General features: G+C 66.2%; 29 protein-coding genes and 1 pseudogene. 13 read left to right on the forward strand and 17 right to left on the reverse strand.

Features of this window, described 5'->3' with window-relative positions:
- Nucleotides 1–135 precede the first annotated feature (135 nt).
- Together NA11_RS04845 and NA11_RS04850 are read left to right on the forward strand one after the other, a co-directional pair.
- Nucleotides 136–459, forward strand: coding sequence for a type VII secretion target (locus tag NA11_RS04845; protein ID WP_069160533.1), 324 nt, complete (start codon nucleotides 136–138; stop codon nucleotides 457–459).
- Complete coding sequence (locus NA11_RS04850; RefSeq protein WP_069160534.1) at nucleotides 456–1,592, forward strand: transglycosylase SLT domain-containing protein; 1,137 nt, start codon at nucleotides 456–458, stop codon at nucleotides 1,590–1,592. Before NA11_RS04845 ends, NA11_RS04850 begins: the two co-directional genes overlap by 4 nt.
- 49 nt (nucleotides 1,593–1,641) lie before the next feature.
- Here the strand turns inward: NA11_RS04850 and NA11_RS04855 are convergent, their stop codons facing one another.
- The 4 genes from NA11_RS04855 to NA11_RS04870 all read right to left on the reverse strand — a co-directional run bounded on the left by NA11_RS04855 (nucleotide 1,642) and on the right by NA11_RS04870 (nucleotide 6,905).
- On the reverse strand, nucleotides 1,642–2,847 hold the full coding sequence (locus NA11_RS04855; RefSeq protein WP_141717417.1) for a DUF7373 family lipoprotein: 1,206 nt from the start codon (nucleotides 2,845–2,847) through the stop codon (nucleotides 1,642–1,644).
- Nucleotides 2,844–4,787 carry a serine/threonine-protein kinase gene (locus NA11_RS04860; protein ID WP_069160536.1) on the reverse strand — a complete coding sequence of 648 codons (1,944 nt, stop codon included), beginning with the start codon at nucleotides 4,785–4,787 and terminating at the stop codon, nucleotides 2,844–2,846. Before NA11_RS04860 ends, NA11_RS04855 begins: the two co-directional genes overlap by 4 nt.
- Nucleotides 4,787–6,634, reverse strand: a complete 1,848-nt coding sequence (locus tag NA11_RS04865) for a serine/threonine-protein kinase (protein ID WP_069160537.1) — start codon at nucleotides 6,632–6,634, stop codon at nucleotides 4,787–4,789. The genes NA11_RS04860 and NA11_RS04865 overlap by 1 nt, the downstream gene beginning before the upstream one ends.
- Nucleotides 6,635–6,713: 79 nt before the next feature.
- The gene (locus tag NA11_RS04870; RefSeq protein WP_069160755.1) at nucleotides 6,714–6,905 is read right to left on the reverse strand and encodes a helix-hairpin-helix domain-containing protein; all 192 of its coding nucleotides are present in this window, start codon (nucleotides 6,903–6,905) and stop codon (nucleotides 6,714–6,716) included.
- A gap of 148 nt (nucleotides 6,906–7,053) precedes the next feature.
- On the opposite strand from NA11_RS04870, the gene NA11_RS04875 reads away from it, so the two are divergent.
- On the forward strand, nucleotides 7,054–7,854 hold the full coding sequence (locus NA11_RS04875) for an acyl-[acyl-carrier-protein] thioesterase (RefSeq protein WP_218023246.1): 801 nt from the start codon (nucleotides 7,054–7,056) through the stop codon (nucleotides 7,852–7,854).
- 122 nt (nucleotides 7,855–7,976) lie between these two features.
- Here the strand turns inward: NA11_RS04875 and NA11_RS04880 are convergent, their stop codons facing one another.
- Nucleotides 7,977–9,647, reverse strand: coding sequence for an FAD-dependent oxidoreductase (locus tag NA11_RS04880; protein ID WP_069160539.1), 1,671 nt, complete (start codon nucleotides 9,645–9,647; stop codon nucleotides 7,977–7,979).
- Nucleotides 9,648–9,802: 155 nt separating this feature from the next.
- Between NA11_RS04880 and NA11_RS04885 the strand changes: the two genes are divergently transcribed.
- On the forward strand, nucleotides 9,803–10,294 hold the full coding sequence (locus tag NA11_RS04885) for a SixA phosphatase family protein (RefSeq protein ID WP_069160540.1): 492 nt from the start codon (nucleotides 9,803–9,805) through the stop codon (nucleotides 10,292–10,294).
- Between the two features lie 155 nt (nucleotides 10,295–10,449).
- Here NA11_RS04885 and NA11_RS04890 read toward each other — a convergent pair whose 3' ends face one another.
- A complete protein-coding gene (locus NA11_RS04890; protein WP_069160541.1) occupies nucleotides 10,450–10,653 on the reverse strand; it encodes a hypothetical protein in 204 nt (67 codons plus the stop codon).
- Nucleotides 10,654–10,711: 58 nt separating this feature from the next.
- Here NA11_RS04890 and NA11_RS04895 point away from each other — a divergent pair, with 58 nt between their 5' ends.
- The gene (locus NA11_RS04895) at nucleotides 10,712–11,080 is read left to right on the forward strand and encodes a glyoxalase superfamily protein (protein ID WP_069160542.1); all 369 of its coding nucleotides are present in this window, start codon (nucleotides 10,712–10,714) and stop codon (nucleotides 11,078–11,080) included.
- Between the two features lie 33 nt (nucleotides 11,081–11,113).
- Here the strand turns inward: NA11_RS04895 and NA11_RS04900 are convergent, their stop codons facing one another.
- Nucleotides 11,114–11,689, reverse strand: a complete 576-nt coding sequence (locus NA11_RS04900) for a Uma2 family endonuclease (protein WP_069160543.1) — start codon at nucleotides 11,687–11,689, stop codon at nucleotides 11,114–11,116.
- Between the two features lie 159 nt (nucleotides 11,690–11,848).
- On the opposite strand from NA11_RS04900, the gene NA11_RS04905 reads away from it, so the two are divergent.
- Nucleotides 11,849–12,280, forward strand: coding sequence for a MerR family transcriptional regulator (locus tag NA11_RS04905; protein ID WP_069160544.1), 432 nt, complete (start codon nucleotides 11,849–11,851; stop codon nucleotides 12,278–12,280).
- 44 nt (nucleotides 12,281–12,324) lie between these two features.
- Nucleotides 12,325–12,615, forward strand: coding sequence for a putative quinol monooxygenase (locus tag NA11_RS04910; protein ID WP_245745722.1), 291 nt, complete (start codon nucleotides 12,325–12,327; stop codon nucleotides 12,613–12,615).
- A gap of 53 nt (nucleotides 12,616–12,668) precedes the next feature.
- Here NA11_RS04910 and NA11_RS45490 read toward each other — a convergent pair whose 3' ends face one another.
- The gene (locus tag NA11_RS45490; RefSeq protein ID WP_167837573.1) at nucleotides 12,669–12,839 is read right to left on the reverse strand and encodes a hypothetical protein; all 171 of its coding nucleotides are present in this window, start codon (nucleotides 12,837–12,839) and stop codon (nucleotides 12,669–12,671) included.
- A 171-nt stretch (nucleotides 12,840–13,010) separates the two neighbouring features.
- Here NA11_RS45490 and NA11_RS47305 point away from each other — a divergent pair.
- The 3 genes and pseudogenes from NA11_RS47305 to NA11_RS04920 form a co-directional block, all read left to right on the forward strand.
- Nucleotides 13,011–13,469: pseudogene (locus NA11_RS47305) on the forward strand (carboxymuconolactone decarboxylase family protein); the annotation flags it as partial.
- A gap of 24 nt (nucleotides 13,470–13,493) precedes the next feature.
- Complete coding sequence (locus tag NA11_RS47310; protein ID WP_439957044.1) at nucleotides 13,494–13,805, forward strand: GNAT family N-acetyltransferase; 312 nt, start codon at nucleotides 13,494–13,496, stop codon at nucleotides 13,803–13,805.
- A gap of 114 nt (nucleotides 13,806–13,919) precedes the next feature.
- Complete coding sequence (locus NA11_RS04920; RefSeq protein WP_069160546.1) at nucleotides 13,920–14,909, forward strand: pirin family protein; 990 nt, start codon at nucleotides 13,920–13,922, stop codon at nucleotides 14,907–14,909.
- A 25-nt stretch (nucleotides 14,910–14,934) separates the two neighbouring features.
- Here the strand turns inward: NA11_RS04920 and NA11_RS04925 are convergent, their stop codons facing one another.
- On the reverse strand, nucleotides 14,935–15,306 hold the full coding sequence (locus NA11_RS04925; protein WP_069160547.1) for a VOC family protein: 372 nt from the start codon (nucleotides 15,304–15,306) through the stop codon (nucleotides 14,935–14,937).
- Between the two features lie 86 nt (nucleotides 15,307–15,392).
- Between NA11_RS04925 and NA11_RS04930 the strand changes: the two genes are divergently transcribed.
- Together NA11_RS04930 and NA11_RS04935 are read left to right on the forward strand one after the other, a co-directional pair.
- The gene (locus NA11_RS04930) at nucleotides 15,393–15,857 is read left to right on the forward strand and encodes a MarR family winged helix-turn-helix transcriptional regulator (RefSeq protein WP_069160548.1); all 465 of its coding nucleotides are present in this window, start codon (nucleotides 15,393–15,395) and stop codon (nucleotides 15,855–15,857) included.
- Between the two features lie 104 nt (nucleotides 15,858–15,961).
- Entirely contained in the window at nucleotides 15,962–16,594 is a 633-nt protein-coding gene (locus NA11_RS04935) for a DUF8020 domain-containing protein (RefSeq protein WP_069160549.1), read from the forward strand.
- Nucleotides 16,595–16,684: 90 nt separating this feature from the next.
- Here NA11_RS04935 and NA11_RS04940 read toward each other — a convergent pair whose 3' ends face one another.
- The 6 genes from NA11_RS04940 to NA11_RS04960 form a co-directional block, all read right to left on the reverse strand.
- Complete coding sequence (locus NA11_RS04940) at nucleotides 16,685–17,158, reverse strand: PaaI family thioesterase (RefSeq protein ID WP_069160550.1); 474 nt, start codon at nucleotides 17,156–17,158, stop codon at nucleotides 16,685–16,687.
- Nucleotides 17,159–17,238: 80 nt separating this feature from the next.
- The gene (locus NA11_RS04945; protein ID WP_069160551.1) at nucleotides 17,239–18,300 is read right to left on the reverse strand and encodes a glycerophosphodiester phosphodiesterase family protein; all 1,062 of its coding nucleotides are present in this window, start codon (nucleotides 18,298–18,300) and stop codon (nucleotides 17,239–17,241) included.
- Nucleotides 18,301–18,352: 52 nt separating this feature from the next.
- Nucleotides 18,353–19,324 carry a zinc-binding dehydrogenase gene (locus NA11_RS04950; protein WP_069160552.1) on the reverse strand — a complete coding sequence of 324 codons (972 nt, stop codon included), beginning with the start codon at nucleotides 19,322–19,324 and terminating at the stop codon, nucleotides 18,353–18,355.
- A gap of 90 nt (nucleotides 19,325–19,414) precedes the next feature.
- Nucleotides 19,415–19,915: a DUF2199 domain-containing protein gene (locus NA11_RS04955; protein WP_069160553.1), complete on the reverse strand. Its 501-nt coding sequence runs from the start codon at nucleotides 19,913–19,915 to the stop codon at nucleotides 19,415–19,417.
- 111 nt (nucleotides 19,916–20,026) lie between these two features.
- On the reverse strand, nucleotides 20,027–20,182 hold the full coding sequence (locus tag NA11_RS45495; protein ID WP_167837574.1) for a hypothetical protein: 156 nt from the start codon (nucleotides 20,180–20,182) through the stop codon (nucleotides 20,027–20,029).
- Between the two features lie 38 nt (nucleotides 20,183–20,220).
- Entirely contained in the window at nucleotides 20,221–21,252 is a 1,032-nt protein-coding gene (locus NA11_RS04960; RefSeq protein ID WP_069160554.1) for an alpha/beta fold hydrolase, read from the reverse strand.
- 257 nt (nucleotides 21,253–21,509) lie between these two features.
- On the opposite strand from NA11_RS04960, the gene NA11_RS04965 reads away from it, so the two are divergent.
- Nucleotides 21,510–21,926 carry a hypothetical protein gene (locus tag NA11_RS04965; protein WP_069160555.1) on the forward strand — a complete coding sequence of 139 codons (417 nt, stop codon included), beginning with the start codon at nucleotides 21,510–21,512 and terminating at the stop codon, nucleotides 21,924–21,926.
- A 167-nt stretch (nucleotides 21,927–22,093) separates the two neighbouring features.
- On the opposite strand, the gene NA11_RS04970 is transcribed toward NA11_RS04965, so the two are convergent.
- Together NA11_RS04970 and NA11_RS04975 are read right to left on the reverse strand one after the other, a co-directional pair.
- Nucleotides 22,094–22,363 (reverse strand): hypothetical protein, encoded by a 270-nt coding sequence (locus NA11_RS04970; RefSeq protein WP_141717418.1) that lies wholly within the window; start codon nucleotides 22,361–22,363, stop codon nucleotides 22,094–22,096.
- 44 nt (nucleotides 22,364–22,407) lie between these two features.
- Complete coding sequence (locus NA11_RS04975; RefSeq protein WP_069160557.1) at nucleotides 22,408–22,935, reverse strand: hypothetical protein; 528 nt, start codon at nucleotides 22,933–22,935, stop codon at nucleotides 22,408–22,410.
- Between the last annotated feature and the right edge of the window lie 34 nt (nucleotides 22,936–22,969).

Below are 22,969 nucleotides of genomic sequence, written 5' to 3' on the forward strand. Positions count from 1 at the left end.
CCGCCGTGATCAACATAACGGACCAGGACTGACAGAGTTCGGTTCGCGGACTGCCTGACCCTCGCGGGCGCCCTTGTCGGCAACCCGATTTTGCTATGCTGACCGCGACCTACGGTCGGGCGGGAAGGGGGACTTATGGTCGAGAACAATCAGTCGCCTGCGACGAAAATGCAGGTCGATCCCGAGGCGCTGCGGTCGTTCGCGCAAACTCTCGGCACCGAAGCCGGTGCGGTCACCACACTCAACGACGGTGACGCCTTTGCCAACGCAGCCACCGCGCTCCCCGGCACCGAATTCGGCGCCACCGCACAGCGGGCAGGCGATGCGGTCAACCGCTGCCTCGGTCGCATCGGCGACCGGCTCACCACCATCGCCGACAACATGCACAACGCCGCGGGCAAATACGAACTCGCCGAGGACGATTTCACCGCCAAGCTCGAGGCGATCGGACTGCCATGACCCTGACCATCCCCGACGTGGACAACTGGAAGCCAGAACAACTCGGCACCGCGGGTGAGCATGCGGGCACCATCTCGCAAGGGTTGGACACCGCCGTCGGCAACGGCGCCACCGAAACGAAAGCGCTGGACGACAAATGGTCCGGCGCCGCAGGCGCGGCGGCGACCGCCAGGATGGACACCGAGAAGACCAAAGCCTCCGCCGTCAGCGCCGCGCTGCTCGAACTGAAGACGGCACTCACCGCTCAGGTCGGCAACCTGGTCGAAGCGAAAGCCAAAGTGGTGCAGCTGCGCGACGACGCGATCAACCAAAGCCCGCCGTTCGACGTCGAGCCCAACGGCACCGTCAACGCCACCACCCGCATCGCCGCCCTCCGCGAGCACGCGAACAAAGCCGACGTCGAGGGACTGGTCCTCCAGGAACAACACCAGGCCGCCACCCGCACCTGGGATCTGACCAACGCGCTGAAATCCGCCGAAACCGTTGCCAACCAGGCAAAGACGCAGGTGGATGCCGCGATCACCAAGCTGGACCAGGCATTTGCCGGGCTCGGCGAGCCGAGCGCGAACGTGGCGCCCGCCGCGAACACCGCGCCCGCCGGCGCCAACTCCGGCACTCCGGTCACCACCACGTCGTCGCACGCGTCCCCGGTCAGCAGTGCCTCCCCGGTCAGCTCGTCGAACTCGGACCGGCCGAATTACGCGATGGGGAACTACAACTCGGGTTCCTCGTCCGGCGGCCCGAGTTCCAGCGCCCCCACCGGCCCGCTGCCGAGCGGTGATATGGCGAAATGGATCGCCGAAGCCAAACAGAAACTCATCGAAATGGGCTACGACCCCAAGGATATCGATGAGCGTGCCATCGCCATGATCATCGAGCACGAGTCAGCCGGTAACCCGTATGCCGAAAACCGGTGGGACAGTAACTGGGAGGCCGGGCATCCGTCGAAGGGGTTGATGCAGACCATCGACAGCACCTTCAACGCGTACAAGGCGCCAGGGCACGACGACATCTGGAATCCGGTGGACAACATCATCGCTGGTGTTCGGTATTCGATCGACAGGTATGGGTCCGTCAACAATGTGCCGGGCGTGGTGGCTGTCGGTCAGGGGCGCGCGTACCAGGGGTACTAGAGGTATCTGGGATCCCTACACCTGAAGTCTCCCAACGCAAACCGCGCGCTCACCGCTGACTGTTGGCAAGCAAAGCGAATTGCGCTGCGGCGCGCTGCTGGGTCTCCCACAGTCGTGGACCGATCACCAGGGCGACGTATCTGCGGTAGGAAACGAAGCAGCGGAACTGCCCCTCCTTGAACGCGAGATAGTCCTGCACACACTGCGCGCCGGGAACGTCGTCGGGCGGATCGACCGCCCTGCGGTCCACCGCGTTGCCGAGCTCGGCGGACTCCCGCACGAATGTCGTTGCGGCGGCGTCATCACGGGTGCGGAAGCCGAAAGCATCGGGCGTCACCGCGATCTGGTCGACCCCGGCCCGCTGCAAGACCGGGTACCGACCCGTCTGATCCTGCAGATAATTCAGGTAGCCGCGCAACGACAGCACCACTTCTCCCTGCCCATCGGGCGCAGGCACCACGCGTTGATCGTGGATGACCCTGGCGAGCAGCCCGTCCGGATCCTGCCGCAGCGTACTGAACTTGCCGACTGGTGTCGGCGTGAATTTGTCCAGCTCAACGACTTCGGCATCGAGGTACTTCTGTGTCGATTCGATCAACCGGTTGAGATCCGGGGTCCGTGCCTCCGCGAGCATGCTGATCACGTAGCTGCCGTGCGGAGTGGTGCTGCCGAGTGACGGCACGCCAGGACGCCAATGCGCCCGGGAGTCAGGGTATTTCGGCAGCGTGGCCGGGGCGTTCTCCGGACTGAGCCCGAGGTCGATCGCATCGAGCTCGACGGCCGCCGCTTTCGCCGCCGCGGCATCGGGGAAACGCAGCACCGTCACGGTCAGCCCCGCACGCAGTGTGCTCCCGTCGGGAGCCTGCTGCGTCCGCTTCTCGTCCGCTGAGCCCGTCGAGAACCCTACGAGGAAGCCATGATTCAGCAGCACCGGAATCACCGGCTCGGCGAGATATCGCGTCAACGACTGCACGTCGGTGTGTACCTGGGCGGATATGCCGTTGGAATAGGTGGCATCGACCTCGTGCGGGCTGAGCACCGCGCCAGCCAATCGCGCGGCCTCCAGTCGGGCATAGCCGATGTCGTCCAACCGGGTGGACTGGCTCGGCCGCGCGGTCGGGAATCGGCCGGTATCCAACGTCCGCACATCGGGTTCGCCGGGCACCCCCGCCCCCGGCTCCGTCGACGCGCATCCGCCGACCAGCACAAGGGCAACAGCGGCCAAGGACGCGGCCGCGCACGCACGCCTGCTCATCCGTTCACCCGCGGCAGGTTCTCCATGATGTTCTGCAACACCGTTTGCGCGGCAGCACACCGGAATTCGGGATGTTCGTTAACCGACGGATTCTCGACCTGCACCGTCACCACCTCCGCGTCGCTGTTGTCGATCTGTCGATATTGGCCGCGACGCACGCAGGCAGGTGATCCCAGCTCCGCCTCATCGAGGAAGACGAAGTTGCCGCCGCCCAGGTCGAACGGAATGGGCTTCTCGGTCGGCACCAGAATCTTCGAGCGCTCGAAGGAGACGGTGGTCGGACCGACGGAGCTCCACTTGCAGGTGTGCAGCAGATCCGGCTCGCCGCGCACCTTTTCACCGATGTTGAGCCTGACCACGATCGAATCGACCAGTGCGCACGGGTCGTGCTTCGCGAGCGAGATGCGGCTGTTCGGAAGTTGCGGTGCGCCTTGCGCTATCCGGCTCACCAACTGTGCGGCGGCCTCGTCGGCGATGCCGCAGCGCTTGTCGGTGTCCCCGCCGCGCACGCGCACCGCAATGCCGAATTGGCGTTCCATCGCCGCGGGCAACAGGGCCCGGCCGCAGCCGTCCTGCGCACCGGCCACGTCCTCCAGCACCGAGGCGCCTGCTGCCTTCGCGCCGTTGTCCCGGTAGCCATCAATGCGTTTGATGTCGAAGTCGAACTGGTACTCGCCCGCCTGGGCGGCGCAGGTACCCCATTGACTGGAGCTCGGCTTCTTGGTCCACTCGCCGACCGACGAGACAAGCGGCTGCTCGACGGCGGCACACAGGTCGATCGACCGCAGCTTCGTGAGGTTCAGCCCCACAAGCGGATTCGCTGTCTCGCGGACCGGAGTGTCCTCGCCACCGCTGAACACGGCAGTCGCCGTGATGACCCCGGCGACCAGCAGCACTACCGCCGACACCGCGGTGAGTGCCCGCTTACGCCGCCTGCGTAGGTTGGTGGCCCGTTGAATCTCGACGAGCGCCTGCAACCGCTGCTCGATGTCGGCGACATGCTGCGCCGCGCTTGGCGTCGGGGTGGCACCGACAATCTGAGTTGCCTCCGGATCGGCGAGCAATGCCGCGACCTCCACCGCTTGATCGTTGATCTCCCGGTGCACGCGGGCCGACCACGGCCGATGGGGTGGCGGCAGCGGGCCGAGGAAATCGAGGAGCTCGGCGGGCGTCGGGCGCTCCTGCGGATCCTTCGCCAGGCACGGCCGCACCAATTCCGCCACCTCGGGCGGCAATCCGCTCAGGTCTGGTTCGGTGTGCGCGATGTTGTAGAGCGTGTGCGGCATCGACGCCCCGGCGAACGGGCTGCTGCCGCCCGCAGCCATGGCCAGGACGCTGCCGAGAGAGAAGATGTCGCTGGCGGGTGTCAGCGGCAGCGATTGCGCTTGTTCCGGCGACATGTAGGCGGGGGAACCGATGATCGAGCCGGTGTGGGTGAGCTCGGACCTGCCCTCGACTGCTCGCGCGATGCCGAAGTCGATGACCCGCGGCCCGTCTTCGGCGAGAATCACGTTGGCGGGCTTGAGATCCCGGTGCACCAGCCCGGCACCGTGGATGGCCTGCAATGCCGTGGCAAGGCCGACGGCCAGCATGCGCACTTCGGCGGTGGTGCACGGTCCGTATTCCTGGACGGCCTTGCCCAAGGGCACGCCTGGCACGAAAAGCGAAGCAAGCCAAGGTGATTCCGATTCCGTATCGAAGTCGACCACGGCCGCGGTGAAGGCGCCGGAGACCTTGGCCGAGGTCTGCACCTCGCGCCGGAACCTGGGCAGGAAGTCTTCCTCGGTGACCAGATGCTGGTGCACCTGTTTGATGGCGACGAGTCGTCCATCGGGGCCGACACCGAGCAGGACCCGCCCCATGCCGCCGGAACCGAGTTCACCGAGCAGCCGGTATCTGCCGATCCTGGCCGGGTCACCGACCGCCAAGCGCTTCACCATCAGGAATTCACCCTCCGAGCTTCGACACCGGTGAGTACCGCTTCGGTCGTGGCGCAGGCGGTGTCGGCGGCGCCTGCGGCTGCCGGTTGTGCGGTCACGGCGATCAGTTCTCCTCGATCTTCGATGGTCGGGCGAACCAGATAGTAGGTGGCGCAGGTTCCGTCCGCATCGATACGGCGCGCCGCCGGGAGGTCGCCCAGCTTGCCTGCGTTCACCTCGAGCACGGTGTACCGCCGGTCCGACTCGACCCGCTTGCCCTCTGCGGCGTGCAGCGTGATGACGAACGGGCTACCCGTCCAGGTGCAGGTGTGGACGTCCACTGCCGTGGGACGCGCACCGCCCGTGTACGGAGCGAGAACGGCTTGGTCGACGGCATCGCAAGGAACGAGGGTCACCACAGACTGTTTCGGCGGGTGCACACTCGGTGGGTTCGTGAGCAGGCGCGTCACAACGGCTTTGAGCGTGGCGGTGGCCAGCGCGCAGGAATCGCCATCGGCTTCGGCGATTTTCACGTCGACGCCGAGCGTCGGTTCGGTGCGGACGGCCACCGCTCGGCCGCAGGACCGCGCGCCTGCGGTGGTGTCGAGCACGGATCGGCCTGCGACCTGCTCGGTGCGTGGTGGTCCGGCCACCGCCGTTCCCACACTGACCGTCATGCGTGTTCGGCGCCCACCCGGTTCCACGAATGTCGTTCCACACACCGACGAATCTGCGAGCTCTGGCCGCACCGGTTGTCCCAGACTTCCGACGACATCATTGCCGAGCAGCGCGCAGGTGTCGGTGCGGCGCATTTGTTCGTCGGTCAATTCCAGCGTCCGGTTCGCCAGTGGGTCGGGAGTGTCAGGCGAACCGCCTCGATCGACGAGGAAGGCCGCGACCGTGCCCGCCGCCAAGACGGCGAACACCGCTGCGGCGGCAACCCCTATCGCGGTGCGCCGCGATGAGCGGACCGGTGCCTCGCCGTCGGTTTCGATCCAGTTCTCGGCCGCCGCACGATCGCGCTCGATCTGCTGCCGAACCGCCGCGGGCCATCCCGGCCGTGCGGTCATCGCGGCTACCGCGTCGATCAGTTGACCGGGTGTCGGGCGCGCTGCCGGGTTCTTCTCCAGGCAGGCCGCAACGACCTGCCGCAGCGCCGAAGGCACCTGGCTCGTGTCGGCGCTGTTGTGCACGACGTTGTACAACGTCTGCGGCGTCGACGCGCCGAGGAACGGGCTCTCTCCGGTGGCCGCCATGACCAGCATCGCGCCGACCGAGAAAACGTCACTGGCAGTGCCGAGTTCGTGGCCGGAAGCCTGCTCTGGCGACATGAACGCGGGCGAACCGATCAGCGTACCGGTGCTGGTGAGCTGGAGATCGGCTTCCAGCGCCCGAGCGATGCCGAAGTCGATGACGCGCGGGCCGTCCTCGGCCAGTAGGACATTCGTCGGCTTGAGGTCGCGGTGGATCATCCCCGCACGGTGGATCTCCACCAGGGCGGAGCCGAGACCCGCTGCCAGTAGCCGTAGGCCGCCGAGCGGCATCGGTCCGTACTGATCGATCGCGGCGCGCAAGGACGGACCGGGTACGAAAACCGAAGCGAGCCAAGGCTCTTCGGCGTCCGGATCAGCGTCCCGAACGGCGGCCGTGTAGGCACCGGTAACCCGTTGGGACGCTTGAACTTCCAACCGGAATCGAGCACGGAATTCGGGATTCGCGGCGAGATGCCGGTGAATCATCTTGACCGCGACCAGCCTGCCGTCCGGCGCACGCCCGAGCAGCACCCGCCCCATCGCGCCATGACCGATCACCGCGACCAAGCGGTGCCTGCCCGCGACGCGCGGGTCGTGTCGGCCGAGCGGCTTCACCGGTTTCCCCTCCCCTGGAGTGCTTGTCGGATCGTACCGGCGCACTCGCGCGCCGTCCCGGCGTCGCGCGAGGAGGAGCTCAGGCGAAGGTCTGGTTGCGGGCGGCGAGCGCGGCGCGGAGCTTGGTCACGGCGGTCGGGCCCACGCCGTGCAGGGCGGCGAGGTCGCGTTCGGTCCAGGTGGTGAGGTCGTCGAGGTGGCGGATTCCGGCCGCCGCGAGGGCTCGTTCGGCCGGTTTGCCGAGTTCCGCGGGCAGGCCCGTATCGGTCATGGCGCCCATCGTGCCTGGCCAAGAGAATTTTCGTGCGGGCATTCCTGAGTAGCGGCGGCTCAACGCGATGGTGCGACATCCGCCCCGTAAAGTCAGTCACAACAGCAACACGAAGAACGCGGCACACCGTGCAGCGCGAGGAGCACCAGTGTCACTCGATCAGCCACTCGCCCCGCTTCCCCAGGAGGGCATGGGCTTTGCTTCGGCGTGGCCCATCCGGGCTGGCGACGTAGATCCCTACGTTCGGCTGCGTTTCGACGCGATCGCCCGCTATCTGCAGGACATCGCCTGGGAGAATCTGTACGGCACCTTCCTGAACCGAACCGATCCGAACTGGATCGTGCGGCGCACGGTGATCGATGTGATCCGGCCGATCCAATGGCCGGACGAGGTGCAGCTGTTGCGCTGGTGCTCGGCGATGTCGACCCGGTGGACGAACATGCGGGTGCGGATCACCAGCACGAACGGCGGACTGATCGAGACAGAGGGTTTCTGGATCAACATCAGCGAGTCGACCGGGATGCCCGCGCGGATCAGCGACGACGGCCTCGCCTATTTGGCGCAGACAACGCAGGAACACCGGCTGCGCTGGCGGCCCTATCTGACCGACACCGTGCCTGCGGAATCGGATACCGATATGCCGTTTCCGGTGCGCGCGACCGACATCGACCAGTACAACCACGTCAACAACGCCTGCTACTGGCAGGCGGTCGAGCAGTTCCTCGTCGACTATCCCAAGCTGCTCGCAGGCCCGCATCGCGCGGTGATCGAATACGTGGCGCCGGTGCTCGCCCGTCAGCATGTGACGGTGCGCAGCCGCTACGAGCCGGGCGATCGCACCGGACGGCCGGTGCTTCGACTCTGGTTCGTGGTCGGCGGCACGACCACCACCGTCGTGCGCATCATGCCGCTGCTCCCCCGCCTCTCCGAGTATTCAGGCCAGACCTAGGCGGCACGAGGGCACCGTTGGCGGCCGACGGTCGCCGAGTACGGGAGTAAGCCCGTACCCGGTGAGTTACCCATGTCCTTGCGAAATCAGTTGGCAGTCTGGGCGGCCGGGGCCGCCCAGACTCAACCGCGTGCGGCCTTCAACAGATCAGCGCGGGTGGTGAACTTGACCCGCGGCCGACCCGATGACTTGCCAGCGGCGCGTTCGGCCTGATCGATCGCCCGCCAGCCTTCCCGGTCGACCAGATCGGCCTGCCGCTCGCCGAGCAGCGCCTTCAGCTGGGCCCGATTCGCCTCCGGCGCAGCGAGTTTGCCCGTGGTGAAGTCGGCGATCAGGTTCTCGACGGTTTCCTCGGCGTCGGTCCGGTTCGAGCCGATGACACCGCGCGGACCGCGCTTGATCCAGCCGCTGACGTATACCCCGGACAACGGAGCACCGTCATCGGCAAGCACCCGGCCGTGCTCGTTCGGCACGACACCGCGCCGCTCGTCGAACGGGATGTCGGCGACGGCCGCACCGCGGTAGCCGATCGAGCGCAGCACCAGCGAGGCGTCCATGTGCTCGGTGCGGTCGGTCGCCCGCGCCACCACCTGTCCGTTCTCCTCGAACAATTCGTTGTGCACGAACTCGATCGCCTCGACCTTGTCGGTGCCGGTCAGCGCGGTCGGTGAAGCCAGGTAGCGGAAGACGATCCGCTTGTTGCCCGGATCGCGACGCCCGCCCGCGTACTCCTCGGCGAGGGTGTACTTGAGCTTCAGCGACGGCTCGACGTCCGGGTCGTCCAGCACGGCCTGGCTGGCGTGATCCAGCGCCAGATCGGCCGCGTCGACGACGACATCGATGCCCTTCAGGTGCGCCAGCGCCAGGAACTCCGACGACGTGTAGGCCGCCTGCAGCGGGCCACGCCTGCCGAGCACGACCACCTCGCGAATATTGCTGCGCCGCAGCGCGTCCAGCGCGTGGTCGGCGATGTCGGTCTTGGCCAGCTCGTCCGGGGACACGGTCAGGACCCTGGCCACATCGAGGGCGACGTTGCCGTTGCCGACGATCACGGCCCGCTCGCCGGACAGGTCGAACTGCCGGTCTGCGTAGTCGGGATGCCCGTTGTACCAGGCGACGAACTCGGTCGCGGAGTGGCTGCCCGGCAAATCCTCGCCCGGCACGTCGAGGCGGCGGTCGGTCGACGCGCCGACCGCGTAGATGACCGCGTGGTGGTGGCGGAGCAGCTCCTCGTGCGAAATATGCGTGCCCACCTCGACATTGAGGTAGTACTGCAGGGTCTCGCGCCGGAACGCCGACTCGAACAGGCCCGAAACCGTCTTGGTGCCAGGGTGATCGGGGGCGACGCCTGAGCGAACCAGGCCCCATGGCGTCGGCACCCGGTCGAACATCTCGATCTCCACGTCCGCTCTGCGGAGCAGCTCGTCGGCCGCGTAGCAGGCGGCAGGGCCTGCGCCGACGATCGCGACCCGCAAGGTGCCGAGATCCTTCGGCGGCCGCGGTGGCGTCACGATCGGGTCGAAGTTGGATTCGAGCGGATGCCGTTGGAAGTAGGCGGCATTGATGTCGCGGTAGCGCGCCAGCGATGCGGTCAGGTCGTCCTCGGAGAAGATGGCTTCCACTGGGCACGCATCCACACACGCACCGCAGTCGATGCAGGTGTCGGGGTCGATGTAGAGCATCTCGGTTGTCGCGAACTCCGGCTGGTCCGGTGTCGGGCGGATGCAATCGACCGGACACTCGGAGACGCAGCTGGCGTCGTTGCAACAACGTTGCGTGATTACGTAGGCCATATTGTGCAAGTCCTCGAAGTACGTGGGCTGTAGGCCACCCGATGGGCAGAGGTGGACAAAAGCGGCACGCCGCGCAACCGCCGCGATGTGACGCCGCTTTCAGTTTGCCTCGAGTGTGGTCGAGGCCATGCCACCGGAGGCCTTACGGTATCTCCATGGTGCGGACTCTGATCCTCATGCGACACGGCAAGTCGGCGTATCCCGACGGTGTCGGCGACCACGAACGCCCGCTCGCGCCGCGCGGACAGCGCGAGGCCGCGCTGGCGGGCGACTGGTTGCGTGCGACCCAGCCCCCGGTCGACGCGGTGCGATGCTCGACCGCGACCCGCACCAGGGAAACGCTGGCCGTCACCGGAATCGACGCGCCGGTGGTCTACGAGGCCGGGATCTACGAGGCCTCGCCGCAAAGCCTCATCGAGCTGGTCCAGCTCAGCGACGATGACGTGTCGACGCTGCTGGTGATCGGGCACGCGCCCGGAATGCCGTGGACGGCATGGGAGTTGGCGAGCAATCGGAATTCGACGCACGCCGTCGAGCTCAGCCGCAAGTTCCCCACCTCGGCGCTCGCGGTGCTCGAGTTCGACCGGCCGTGGGCACAGGTCGACGCGGGGACCGGGGAGCTGGTGCGCTTTCACATCCCCCGGTAAGCGGACGCGGTAGGCCGTCGTTAGAGCCTCCGCCGACGTTGTGGGCGGCTCCCGGTGTACGCCAACGGGCGTGGGTGCGCCACCGAGGAAGGCAGCCGACGGCGTGGGTGCGTTCCCGTGGACGGCAGCCTGCGGAGCCGACGCGGTGGGTGAGTTCAGCGCAGCAACTTGCCGCCGACCACCACGACCGCGCCGAGGATGACCAGCAATACGAATGCGGCGAACCCGCCGAGCAGCCACCACACGACGGCGAGCGCGAGCACCACCGGCGCCACCGCGATGGCGGTGATCATGGGGCTTTCTTTGACCGTGGCCCAGGCCGAACGGGCCCTGATCCGGTCGATGTCCTTACCTGGCATATCCCCAGAGTAGGCCGGAACCCAGGACTTTGTCGGCGACCTTTGGGATGCTCGGGCGATGGATTGGAAAATCGAGCTCATCGCGATCCCCGTCAGCGACGTCGATCGTGCGAAAGACTTCTACGCCAAGATCGGGTTCAACGTCGACCACGATCACCGGGTCAACGAGAACCTGCGATTCGTGCAGCTCACCCCGCCCGGCTCCGGCTGCTCCATCTGCATCGGTGACGGCATCACCGAGGCCGCACCCGGCAGCGTCAGCGGCGTGCAGATCGTCGTCGCCAACGCCGAAGACGCCTACAAGGAACTGATCGCCGCAGGCGTGGAGGCCACTCCGGTGGAAACCCTCGACTGGGGCAAGTTCACCTACTTCGCCGACCCCGACGGCAACAGGTGGGCCGTCCAGGAACTCCCGAAATACAACTGACCCTCGAATGTTCGAGCCCGCTGCGTCGAGGAGTCAGTCCAACTCATCCAGACGGATCGTCAGCGGGCACGGAGAGTTGGTCGTGAACGTTCCGCTCGCTTCACCGTTGTCCACGTAACCGAGTTCGCTGGTAAGCCGGAGAGCGAGGAGACTTACCGGTGGGTTCGGATCGAGGATCCAGTATTGCGGGATTCCCGCGTCTTCGTAATCGCCACGCTTAGTTCGATAATCGGTCCGTCTGGTCCCCGGCGAGACTATCTCGACTATCACGACGACGCCGGAGGCCCGCAGGATGCCGCCTTCGGCCTTCCGGCGTTCCATCTCTGCCCGCTGCACGATCATGACGTCCGGTCTGCGCACAGTCGCGGGTCCATCCGCAGGGGCCAACTGCAGATCGACATCGACGTCGGGCACCGCGACCAATTCCCGCGGCAGTTGGGCACGCAGCTGAAATACGAGCTCACTGCCGACCAGATTGTGCTCAGGCTCCGGCGACGGCACCATCAGCAGCTTCCCCTCCTCCAGTTCCAGGCGATACCGATCGTCCTCACCGAGTGACACATAGTCGGCAATCGTCAGCAGCCGCCCTGGTTCCGGAAGTGCCGTCACCCTCGCTCCTCAGCTCGCCCCGCCCCTGGTCGGCTCCAGTGTCCCACGCAAGGTACAGGAACGGAGGGAAGCAGTCGGGTGCTTCGGCAGGATGAGTGTTGCTTGGAGTGAGCTCCAGGTAGGTACCGTCGATGGTGTCGTCGGGAAGAGGTGAGGGTGATGAGTGAAGCTGCCGGGAACGAGCGCGACTGGGAGGTGCCTCGATATTCGATCGGCGAGGTGGCCGAGCGGTCGGGGCTCAGCAGGGATACGTTGCGCTGGTATGAGCGGATCGGGCTGATGAACTACATCGGGCGCGATCACGCGGGGAAGCGGCGGTTCAGCGGGCGTGATCTGGAATGGCTCACGTTGATCGGGCATCTGCGCACCACAGGCATGTCGGTGGCGGACATGGTCCGCTACGCCGAGCTGGTGCGGGAAGGGGAATCGACGTTCCCCGAACGGCTGGAGATGTTCCGGAATACCCGCGCCGAGGTGCTCGCCAAGATCGCCGACCTGCAACAGGCCGTCGCCGTCCTGGACTACAAGATCGGCGTCTACGAGGGCAAGGTCGCGCCGGTCCGAGCAGCCACCGTCGACGCCACGCGGTGACCCGCACCGGAAATATCAAGCACCACAACGAAAGAGGAACCACAGTGGCCACGCTGACACTCAATGTCCGGTTCACCGCCAAGGCGGGTCGGGAGTCGGAGCTGCGCGAGGTGTTGCAGAACCTGATCGAGCCGACCCTCGCCGAAGAGGGCTGCCTCACCTATGAGCTGTACCTGCATCCCACCGATCCGAGCAGGGCGGTGCTGCTCGAGGAATGGGTCGATGCGGACGCATTGGCGCGACATTTCGAGACCCCGCACCTCCAGGCGGGCGCGGCGGCGCTGGACGACTTGCTCGTCGAGCCGTTCCAGCTGCGCCGGTTCACCGAAATCTAGTGGGACAGCACGCGGCCCGGCGATCCGAAGGTGGATCGCCGGGCCGCGGTGTGTCAGTGGAAGGTGCGCCCGCCCAGTGACGCGCTGATGATCGCGGGCGGTGTCCAGCCCGCCATCAGATTCGCGCGTTCCTGCGGGGTGAGATCCTGCCTGGCCCAGATGCGGTGCGCGCTGCGGCGGCAGGCGGCGACCAGGGTTGGGGCGGTGCGGTTGCGGAACCTCATGACATTTCTCCTTCGGTGAACCTCCAATTCTGTGCCGTGAGCAGGGCGGGCGCGAGCGTCGGCGACGATCTTCACGAATTCTGTATGCGGGTGTAAATGGCGCGGACCTCGGTCCGTTTGAACCGTCCCCGGCCGGATGCCTGACCGTTCGAGCCGCTAACATTCCACGGAGTGAAGCCCGATACACCGCACGCCCGCGTCTGGCTCGACAAGCAGACACCCACCGCGTACCGCGCCCTCGGCAAAGTCGCGAACGAAGTACGCGCCGCGGCCGCCGCGGCAGGACTCGACCGCAAACTCATCGAGCTGATCAACCTGCGGGTTTCCCAAATCAACGGGTGCGCCTACTGCCTGGACGTGCACGCCCGAGCCGCGCGCGCCGCGGGCAACACCGAACAGGAACTCGCCGTGCTGCCCGCCTGGCGGCGCACGGAGCTGTATTCCCCGAGGGAACGAGCCGCGCTGGCGCTGGCCGAGCTCACCACGACACTCCCCGACGAGGACACCCTCGCGCGCGCCTACGCACTCGCACGCACCGAACTGACGGACGATCAACTGTCCGTCGTCCTCTGGGCCGCCACCACGATCGGCGCGTTCAATCGCGTGTCGATCCTGAGCAATCACCCTGTCCATGCCGCGAAGGAGAAGCCGACCATGACCACATCCACTCCGGAATCCACTGTCGCCCGCAACGCCGAGAAGAACCGCTACGAAGTGTTCTACGGCGGCGAGCTGGCAGGATTCGCCGAGTACGAGGAGCGCGACGACGAGACGGTGTTCATCCACACCGAGATCGACGGTGCGTTCTCCGGCAAGGGGCTCGGCAGCGTCCTGGCCAAGCAGGCCATCGAGGACACGATCGAGCGGGGCAGGGTTATCCGGCCGCTGTGCCCGTTCATCAGGGCGTACCTCGACAAGCACCCGCAGTACGACGCGCAGGTGATCGGCAAGGGCATCAGCCGGTGAGCCGAGCGTCGGCGACCGCATCGGAGGCGGAGTCATGAGCGAGCGTAGCGAGCGAACAAAGGGCACAGCTGAGCCCTCGCTCATGGCGGAGCCGAGCGCCAGCGAGGCGGAGTCATGAGTGATCTGGACGCGCATCCCGAAGAGGCGCTCTGCGAGCCGACGGCCGGTCCCGGACCGGTCGCCGAGCTCTTTCCGTTGCGCGAGGTGCCGCTCGGCGGCGTCCGCGGCGTCTACGTGGAACGCGTACTGCCGCAACGGGATCTGCCGACCGTCGGCGCCTGGTGCTTCCTCGATCATTTCGGCTCCCCCACCGTCACCACGACGGGGGCGTCCCCGGATATCGATCCGCATCCGCACATCGGCTTGCAGACGGTGACCTGGCCGTTCAACGGCCGGATCCGCCATCGCGATTCGGTCGGTTCCGATGTGGAGATCGAGCCGGGGCAGCTGAACCTGATGACCTCGGGGCGCGGCATCGCGCACTCGGAGTACAAGGTCGCCGGCGCGCACGCCGGGCACGGCCTGCAGCTGTGGATCGCGTTGCCCGGCAACAGCACCGGGATCGAGCCGCATTTCGAGCAGCATCGCGAGCTGCCGGTGTACGAAGCGCAAGGACTGCACGCGACGGTCTTGATCGGCTCGCTGGCAGGCACCGTCTCACCCGCCAAGGCGTACACGCCGATTGTCGGCGCGGACGTGCGGCTGGATCCCGGCGCCGAGGTCACCCTGCCCCTGGAACGCGGCTTCGAGCATGCGGTGCTGGTGATCGAGGGCGAGGTGACGGTCGGCGGCACGCCGCTCACCGCAGGACCGCTGCTCTACCTCGGCACCGAGCGCGACGAGATCGCGCTGACCAGCACGGCGGGTGCGCATTTCGCGCTGATCGGCGGCGAGCCGTTCGGCGAGGAACTGGTGATGTGGTGGAACTTCGTCGGACGCAGCCACGATGAGATCGTGGCTGCCCGAAATGATTGGGAGAACCACAATCTCGATCGCTTCGCCGATATCGCGGGACACTCGCCGGACCAGCGCATTCCGGCGCCGCCGTTGCCCGCCTTGCATCTGAAGCCGCGTAAACGCCGGATCGGTCCGGCCAGAGACTGATTCGAGTAGGCGCCGCGGTTCGCCGTCATGGAGCCGCGGTGAAGATCTCGTAGCTGTGGCGGTCCGGTGCGCACACGTACACACCGCGGCCGCCGCCGAGGCGATTGATGTCGCGGTTCCAGCCGTGCTCGATGCCCGCACCGTAGGCGACGTCGGGCCACCCGGCCAGGCGATGCAGGATCGCGTCGAAGGTGGTGTCGTCGACGAGGAAGGCGTAGTGGCCGGGTTCGACCCGGCCACGATCATCGAAGTCGAGGGTCAGGTCGCCGTTCACTCGGACCGGAACGAACGGACCGGTCGGCGCGCCCACCGTCAGACCCATCAGCTCGGCGAAAAACGTTGCGGCGGCGTGCCGATCGGCGGCGGGCACGATCGTGTGATGCAAGACGATGGCCATGAACTACCCTCCATATACATGCGGTACGCATACAAATATACATGCGCATTGCATGCAATTGCTAAGGTTCGCGTTAGGCTGGCGGCATGAGCACAAGGGGGACCAAACCTGGCACCGTCGACGGCGGGCCCGCACTGTTCCGGGTGGTGCGATTCTGGTCGCGCCGCTGGATCAATCGAACATCCGAAGACCTGCCCGACGAGCTGCGGCACGCACAGCACGTGCAGGTGGTCGAGGTGGTCGCCGCCACCATCGAGCAAGGCGGCGAAGCCACGATCACCTCGGTGGCACACCAACTCGGGCTCGACCACTCCGGCGCGAGCCGCATGGTGCGGGACGCGACGGCGGCGGGCCATCTGTCCCGCGCCGAATCCGAACACGACCGTCGCCGTACCTCACTCGCGTTGACCGCCCGCGGCGAACAGCTGCTCGCGGACGCGCACGAGTGGCAACGCCACGTCTTTGCCGAGCTCACCGCGGACTGGGACGAACAGGATCGGCAGCGGTTCGCCGGCTATCTGCGCAGGGTGTGCGACCAGCTGCAGGCGTGATCCGAACGCGTTGTGCCCGAACCCCTTCTGCTGAAGGTCACGAAACGGTATCGTCGCCGACGAAAACACCGCGCAGGGGGAGCGCTACCGAAAAGAGCACAACGATGAGCATCTTCAGAAGCACCGCCACGGTATTGCTCGCCATGACCGCAACGGTCATCACCGCGGGCACCACCTATGCGGACCCCGCAAGCACCGCACCCGACGCACCGCTCGATGTGCGCGGATCATTCCACGAAATCGCCTACCAGGTCGCGGCATCCGAGGACCGGCGAGGGGCGGTGACCACGATCCAGGACGGCCGATTCGAGCTGATCAAGGAGGGTCGGGTCGTCACACTCACCGACCGCGACGGCACCGTCGTCGCCGCGCTACCGATGGCGGTGCGTGTCGGCGACCAACGGGTGCAACTACATCCGGACATCGACGCGTCCGGCCGCCAGCTCAGCATCACCCCCGACAACATGTCGCAGACACCGCTGCGCGATGTGGCAACCCAGGAACGCTTGTTCGCCGAAGTCGAGAAGGCGTGGCCATTTGTGTTGGCGGGCGCGGGAATCGGCGCAGGCATCGGGTTCATCCTCGGCTTCCCGCTCGGCCTGTTCATCTTCGACTTCATCACGGTGCCGATCACCACGGTGCTCGGCGCCGCGATCGGCGCGGCAAGCGGACTCGCGATGGGCGGCGGCCAGCCCGCGATCGACGCGGCGCTGGAATACGCCTCCGGCGCACCCTGATCCGGCGTCACCGGGTCACGCGGTCCTCGGCGGCAGCGCCGAGGACCCGTGTTCCGATGACGGGCAACAGCGTGCGCGCCCCGGTGCTCGCTACGCGGATCTGCGCGGGCGGATGACCGCGGTGAATGCGGCTGCCGCGACGGACTTTCCGGTGTTGTCGGTGATGTTCACCGGCACTTCGAGCTCGATCGAAGCCTTGGCCGCGATATCGGCCCTGACCCGCTGTAGGACTTCACCGGACAACTGAGAGGTCGCCAGGAACGGACCTGCCTCCCCCTTGGCACGCGCCCGGTATTCGATCCGTCCATCCCTTGCGACGATGAACGTTTCGCCCATCAGGTCGACGATGCCCGACACCGATGCGCCCATCGCCGCGGTCTCGGCCAGTCCGAACAACACCGCGGCGTGCAGGTCACCGTTGTGGTTCAGATGCTCCGCCTGCGGCGCCATCCGCACCACGTTCCGTCCGGCGTCGAACTCCACCCCTTCGATCCCGGTGTACTGGATGAAGCCCAACTTCTGGAAGCCGGCCATCACCAACTCCCCCATGGCCGCGCTGTCCATCGCATCTCCCGCCGCGCAAAATGAAACGTGTTCTAATTTCATACTCGCATCGGGTGCGGGTTGTCCAGACAGCTGTCGACTTACCGCTGGTACCGCTTCGGCAGCTGATAGCCGCGCTCGGAGAGGACAGTGCGCAACAAGTCCGGCCGGTTGGTGATGAGGCCGTCTACACCGAGATCGAGCAAGGCGATCATGGTGGCGCGATCGTCGACGGTCCACGGCACCACCCGGATTCCGCGATCATGCGCGGCCCGGACGAGTTCGGCCGTGGTGAAAGGGCGATAGCCGGGGGTGGTGACCGCGGCACCCTGGGGGTCGCCGTGCACCGGCGACACCGCGTCCGCACCGAAAGATGCTGCGGCGGCGACAAATTTCTGCTGGAGGGAACCGGGGAAGTCATCGATGTCGAGGCCGCCGAGCCATGGCGAGGGACCCGGTTGACCCTCTTGCAAGAACTGCTGGCCGTTGGTGAGGGCGACCAGCGGCAGCTCGGGGGCGACTTCGCGCATGCGCATCAATGCGCCCCAGTCGAAACTTTGGATGGTGACCTGGTTTTCGATGTGGGCACGGCGGATCTCCGCCGCGACAACCTGCACGAACTGTTCCCGCGGTGCCGTCTGCTGCGGGGCGCCCGCTTCGACCTTGGTTTCGATATTCAGTTTCACCTCGTCCGCGTGATGGGCCCGGACGAGGTCGAAAACCTCGGACAGCAGCGGCATCCGGGCGCCGGGCACGGTGCGCTGTTCGGGGAATGCGGCCAATTGCTTTGAACCGCAATCGATCGTGCGCACCTGCGCCAGCGTCAGATCCCGGATATACCTGGTGCCGGGCACATACGGGAACTTCGGGTCGCCAGGGAAAGCGGGGGCCGTGTCGATGCACTTGTCCGGGTTGGGATCCCGATCGTGAGTGAGCACCGGGTAGCCGTCCTCGGTGATCTGCACGTCCAACTCGAGCGTGCTGACGCCGAGTTCCAGCGCGTTCGCGAACGCCGCCAGCGTGTTCTCCACGACCAGTGCGGTGCCGCCGCGGTGGGCTTGCAGGTCGAAAGGACGTCCGGGGCCGCCCGCGGACGCCGTCCCCGTCGACAGGACACCGATCAGCAGGACGGCTGCCGCGCTCGCCGCATACGTTCGTCGCATATACCCATGGTGGACCGCATGATCCACACCCTGGTGACCATGGGATGAAAGGCTACGGAACCAGGATCACTTTGCCGGTCGTTGCCCGCCGCTCCAGTGCGGCGTGGGCTTGCGCCGCCGCGGCGAGCGGGAAGGTGTGCACCGTCGGCACCATCGCCGCGTCGGCGGCGGCTTGCAGGGCCCTGGATTCCTCGCCACGCACCTCGCGCGGTTTGCTCAGCATGATCGACAGTGCGTCGATCACCGTAATGCCGTGTTCCCGCAGCTTTTCCGAGTCCGGTGCGAACTCCTCGCGGGACGCGTTGCCGTAGGTGACGTAGCGGGCGCCCTCGCCAAGCAGATCCAGTGCCGCCCTGCCCTTTTCGCCCATGACACCGTCCAGTGCCACCGTCACCGGGTGCTCACCGAATGCCCGCCGGACCGGATCGGTCCAGTCGGGTTGGTTGTAGTCGACAGCGAGGTCCGCGCCGAGTGCCTCGACCGCGGCGACCTTGGCGGGTCCACCTGCCGCGCCGATGACACGGGCACCGATGGCGCGGGCGTACTGGACGATCAGTCGTCCGACCCCACCCGCCGCCGAGTTCACCAGGACCACGTCGGCGGCGGTCAGTGCGGCGATGTCGAGCACTTCGATGGTGGTGGTGCCGGTGACGATCATCGCGGCGGCGGACTCGTAGTCCAATCCGGCCGGAATCCGATGCAGCGCAGTCGCTTCGGCGACGGCCAGTTCGGAGTACCCGCCGGACACGCTCCTCGACGTCACCACATCGACCCCGACCAACGCCGTATCCACCCCAGGCCCAACGGATTCGACGACCCCCGCCACCTCACCACCGAAGATCGCAGGCAGCTCCGGCAGCGGCGGCCCGATCGGCAAGCCCTCGCGCATCGCCGTCTCGATCAGATGCACCCCCGCCGCTTTCACCGCGATCCGTACCTGCCCCGCCCCCGGAATCGGATCAGGAACAGTTTCGTATCGCAGATTCCCTGCGGGCCCAAAAGCATGCAATACAACCGCGCGCATGGTGTCTCCTCCGGTCAGAACTCGATCTCTCTGACCCCACCCTGCAACCTCAACATTAGTTGATGTCAAATGCTGCAGGCACAGCACCGCTCAGAGGTGCAGGTGCCATTCAGCAATTTCACGGACGCGGGCCATCGTAACGCCGGTGCGCTGTTCCACAGCAAGCGGGTGGTCGGTGGGTTCCAACTCGACCAGCGGCCGGATACCGAGCGGCTGCGTGTGCAGCTTGGTCTTCAGCTCCAGTGTTGACGGCTCGTACAGCGGCAGTTCGTTCGACAACCAGCCGAAATACGGTGGCTCCTCGGCGCGGTCCGGATTGCCCCACATCTCGACGATGCGGTCGTAGCTGGGCGCACTGACCGAAATCCACACGCCCCACTCGAAGTCCTCCTCGGCGTCCAACACGGGCAGGACGAGACGGGCGCGCAGGAAGAAGTGGTCGCCGATCTTGCACTGTTCGGCCTCGAGCACGTTCCCGGGACGCTGCTCGAGGTCGGAACTCCAGTAGGCCGGTGCGGGGACGGCGTAGGCGAAGGGCGGGCCGTCGTGCTGTTGATCGCAGGATCCACAGCGAAAGGTAGAGCTCGTCACGCCGGAAGCATACGGAATTCGGCTCGGCGGCATGCCCGGCGGGAAGGCTCCGGACGACCGTACGTGCAGGTGATGCAGGCTGCGTCCGGCAGTGACGCAGCCCGCATCACCTCACGATCGGTCGGGGACGTCGTCGTGTGGTCGGATTCCTTCGAGGGGTGGGCCGATCAGTGTGTCGGTGCGGTCGCGCACGTCGTCCCAGACCGCCAGGGCGACAATGCCTATCAGCACTACGCTGCCGATCGCCGCCACGAGTATGTAGTCCACGGTTCGGATCCCGCGATTCAGTTGTCGGTGGAGTCGAGTCAGGCCAGTCCGCCCGGCTTGGCCAAGAGCTCGGACAGGGCGGTATCGATGAACCGGGTGTCTTCGTGATTGCTACCATGGCCCGCGAAATGGCCCCAGATGCCGGGGATTACCCGCAGTTCGGCGTTCGGGATGTGGGTGACGGCCCATGCTTCGTCTTCCGGCGGGAAGTACAGGTCCTTCTCGGCGGGCAGCACGAGGGCGGTCGCCTTGATCGAGGCGAGGGCTGCTTCGGTGTAACCGTCGAAGCCAGGTGTTTGGCCGACGTCGCCGTGCTGCCAGGTCCACAGCATGCTCAGCAGATTGTTGGGATCACGGCCGTCGAGGAAGAAGCCTTCCCAGAAGCCGATGAGGAAATCGTCGAGGGAGGCGTAGCCGAGCTTCTCGTACTCGCGCTCCCAGTAGAAGGCCTGCGAGAAGCCCCAGCCCGCGTAAACCCTTGCCAGCGCACGCAATCCGGTGGTCGGCCAGTTCTCGCCGTACCAGCCGCCCGCGAAGACCGCGTCCGCGGTCAGCGCCGCCTTGACGCCCTCCAGGAACACCTTGTTGTGCAGGCTGGTGCGCGCGGAACCACAGAACGGAGCGATCCGCTCGACCATCTCCGGATAGCTCACCGCCCACTGGTAGGTCTGGCCGGCGCCCATCGACCAGCCGGTCACCAGCGCGAGCCGCTCGATGCCGAACTTCTCTGTCACCAAGCGATGTTGGGCGGCAACCTGATCGAAGACCGTGATGTTCGGGAACCGCGCCCGGTCGTAGGGCGGCAGCGTGTTGCTCGGCGAACTCGACAGCCCGTTGCCCATCATGTTCGGCACGATGATGAAGTACTTCTCCGGGTCCAATGCCATCCCCGGCCCGATCAGCCACTCATTGTCCCAGTGCCGCCCCGAATACCACGTCGGGTACACCACCGCATTGCTCTTGTCGGCATTCAGCTCGCCATACGTCGCGTACGCCAAGAAGGCGCCCCGCAAAGTGGCACCGTGCTGCGTGGTGAAATCACCGAGATCGAAGATCTGGTGGTGGGTCATGGAGTGACTCGCTTTCGAACGGGCGGAACAGCTTTCACCAGGACACAGGCCGCCGTCGCACCCCACAACCAGCCGAACCCTTACATCCGAAAATATTCTGACAGCAATAATTCCCCCAGAAATAATTTTCCCATCACCCTCCCATCGTCACCCCTCACCGTCTCGTCCCGCACGACACCGGGCCACCGGTCGGCGCATTCCGACGAGACAGTTACGGTGGCCCGACCGCTTCGCCTGGCCGCACGAGGGAGTGAACCATGACCGAACCGATGCTTGCCAACGCAACCGTGCAGGAGATTCAGCTGGAGTTGATTCGCCGCAGCCGATTCAACAACTTCGACGGCGAGCGAGTAGTCGCCAGCCTGGAGCAGAATCGTGAGCTGTGGACTGCAGTGTGCATGGACCGTCTCGGGCTGGCATCGGCGGCGCACCCCGATCGGCTCCCGGCGATGTCGTTGATCAAACTACGAGACCTCGGTCGCAACACCTGGAACGTGGACACCCTCTTCGTACTGACCGAGAGCTTGGAGAAGACCCAGAAGCTGGCTCAGGTGGCCGTAGAAGGCAGTTGGCAGGCAGACGAAGTGATCGTCCAAGACAACGCGGAAGAGATGGCCGAGGCTCTCGGGTACCGGCCTTACACCGGAGGAATGCTGACGGTCTGGTGGGATTGACCTGGCCGCGATAAGAACATCCGGTCAGGCCAGATATGAGCAACCGACGCGACGTCAGCCGGGATCTGAACGCGCCGGAAGCCAACTGCCCAGTGCCGCAACGGATCCGCACATGCGGTTAGAGAGCGTCGATCAAGACGACCTGCACGATCACTTGGATCAGGACCCTACGGCCGGTCGAAGACGTCTTCCTGCTCCAGGTCTTCTCGCGTCAGCGTGCGGAAAGCCGACGGATCGGCGGCGTATTGCGCCATTCCCTCGCGCATTTGAGCCGCAATCAGATTTCGGCCCTCAGTCTCCTGGAGGCGACGCAACTCTGCACGCTCGGCCTTGAGCTGCTGATACTCGCTCAAGCTCACGATCACCTCGACAACGCCGTCTGGACCGGTGATCACGCGATGGGGATCACCGGCAGGTAGGGGGCTGGCAGGAGGCATAGGCCAATGATAGGTGATCGGGGCACGCCGAGCCTGAGCTGCTACTACAGCTCCTCGGAGGCGGGGGTGGTCGGGTCGGGGTGGGAGATGAAGGGGACGAGCCATTCGATGCGGGGGCGGCCGCCGGTGCCGTCGTATTCGAGGAAAGCGGCTTGGTGGTAGTCGAATTGCTGGAGGAAACCTTGGAGTTTGCGGTAGTCGGGTTCGCGGTCGATGTCGGTGGGCGCGCCCTTCTTGGCTTCCAAGACGAGGAGGTTGTGGTCGGGGCCGCCACCACGCGGGTCGTGCACGATGAGGTTCGGATAGACGTTGCGGCGGTCGCCTGCGGCACCGCGCAGATACTTGGTGCCGATCGCCTCGAGGCCGCGGTCGTGGAAGCGGTTGTATTCGACGTCGGCGCGCCACAGTCCCGGCCACGCCTCGAGCCGCACGTTCAACGCTGCGGCGATGTGCGCCACCACCGTTCGCTCGTGCACACCGTGCTCGATCAGGTCGGGACATTGCTTCCACACCGACCGGATCGCTTCTCGTACGACATCGCGAACGACGTCGTCGGCCACCGGAGCCGTCATTCCGCAGATCATGCCAGCACCGACCAGCGTCGGA

The organism is Nocardia altamirensis NBRC 108246, assembly GCF_001612685.1.
Classification (GTDB): Bacteria; Actinomycetota; Actinomycetes; order Mycobacteriales; family Mycobacteriaceae; genus Nocardia; species Nocardia altamirensis.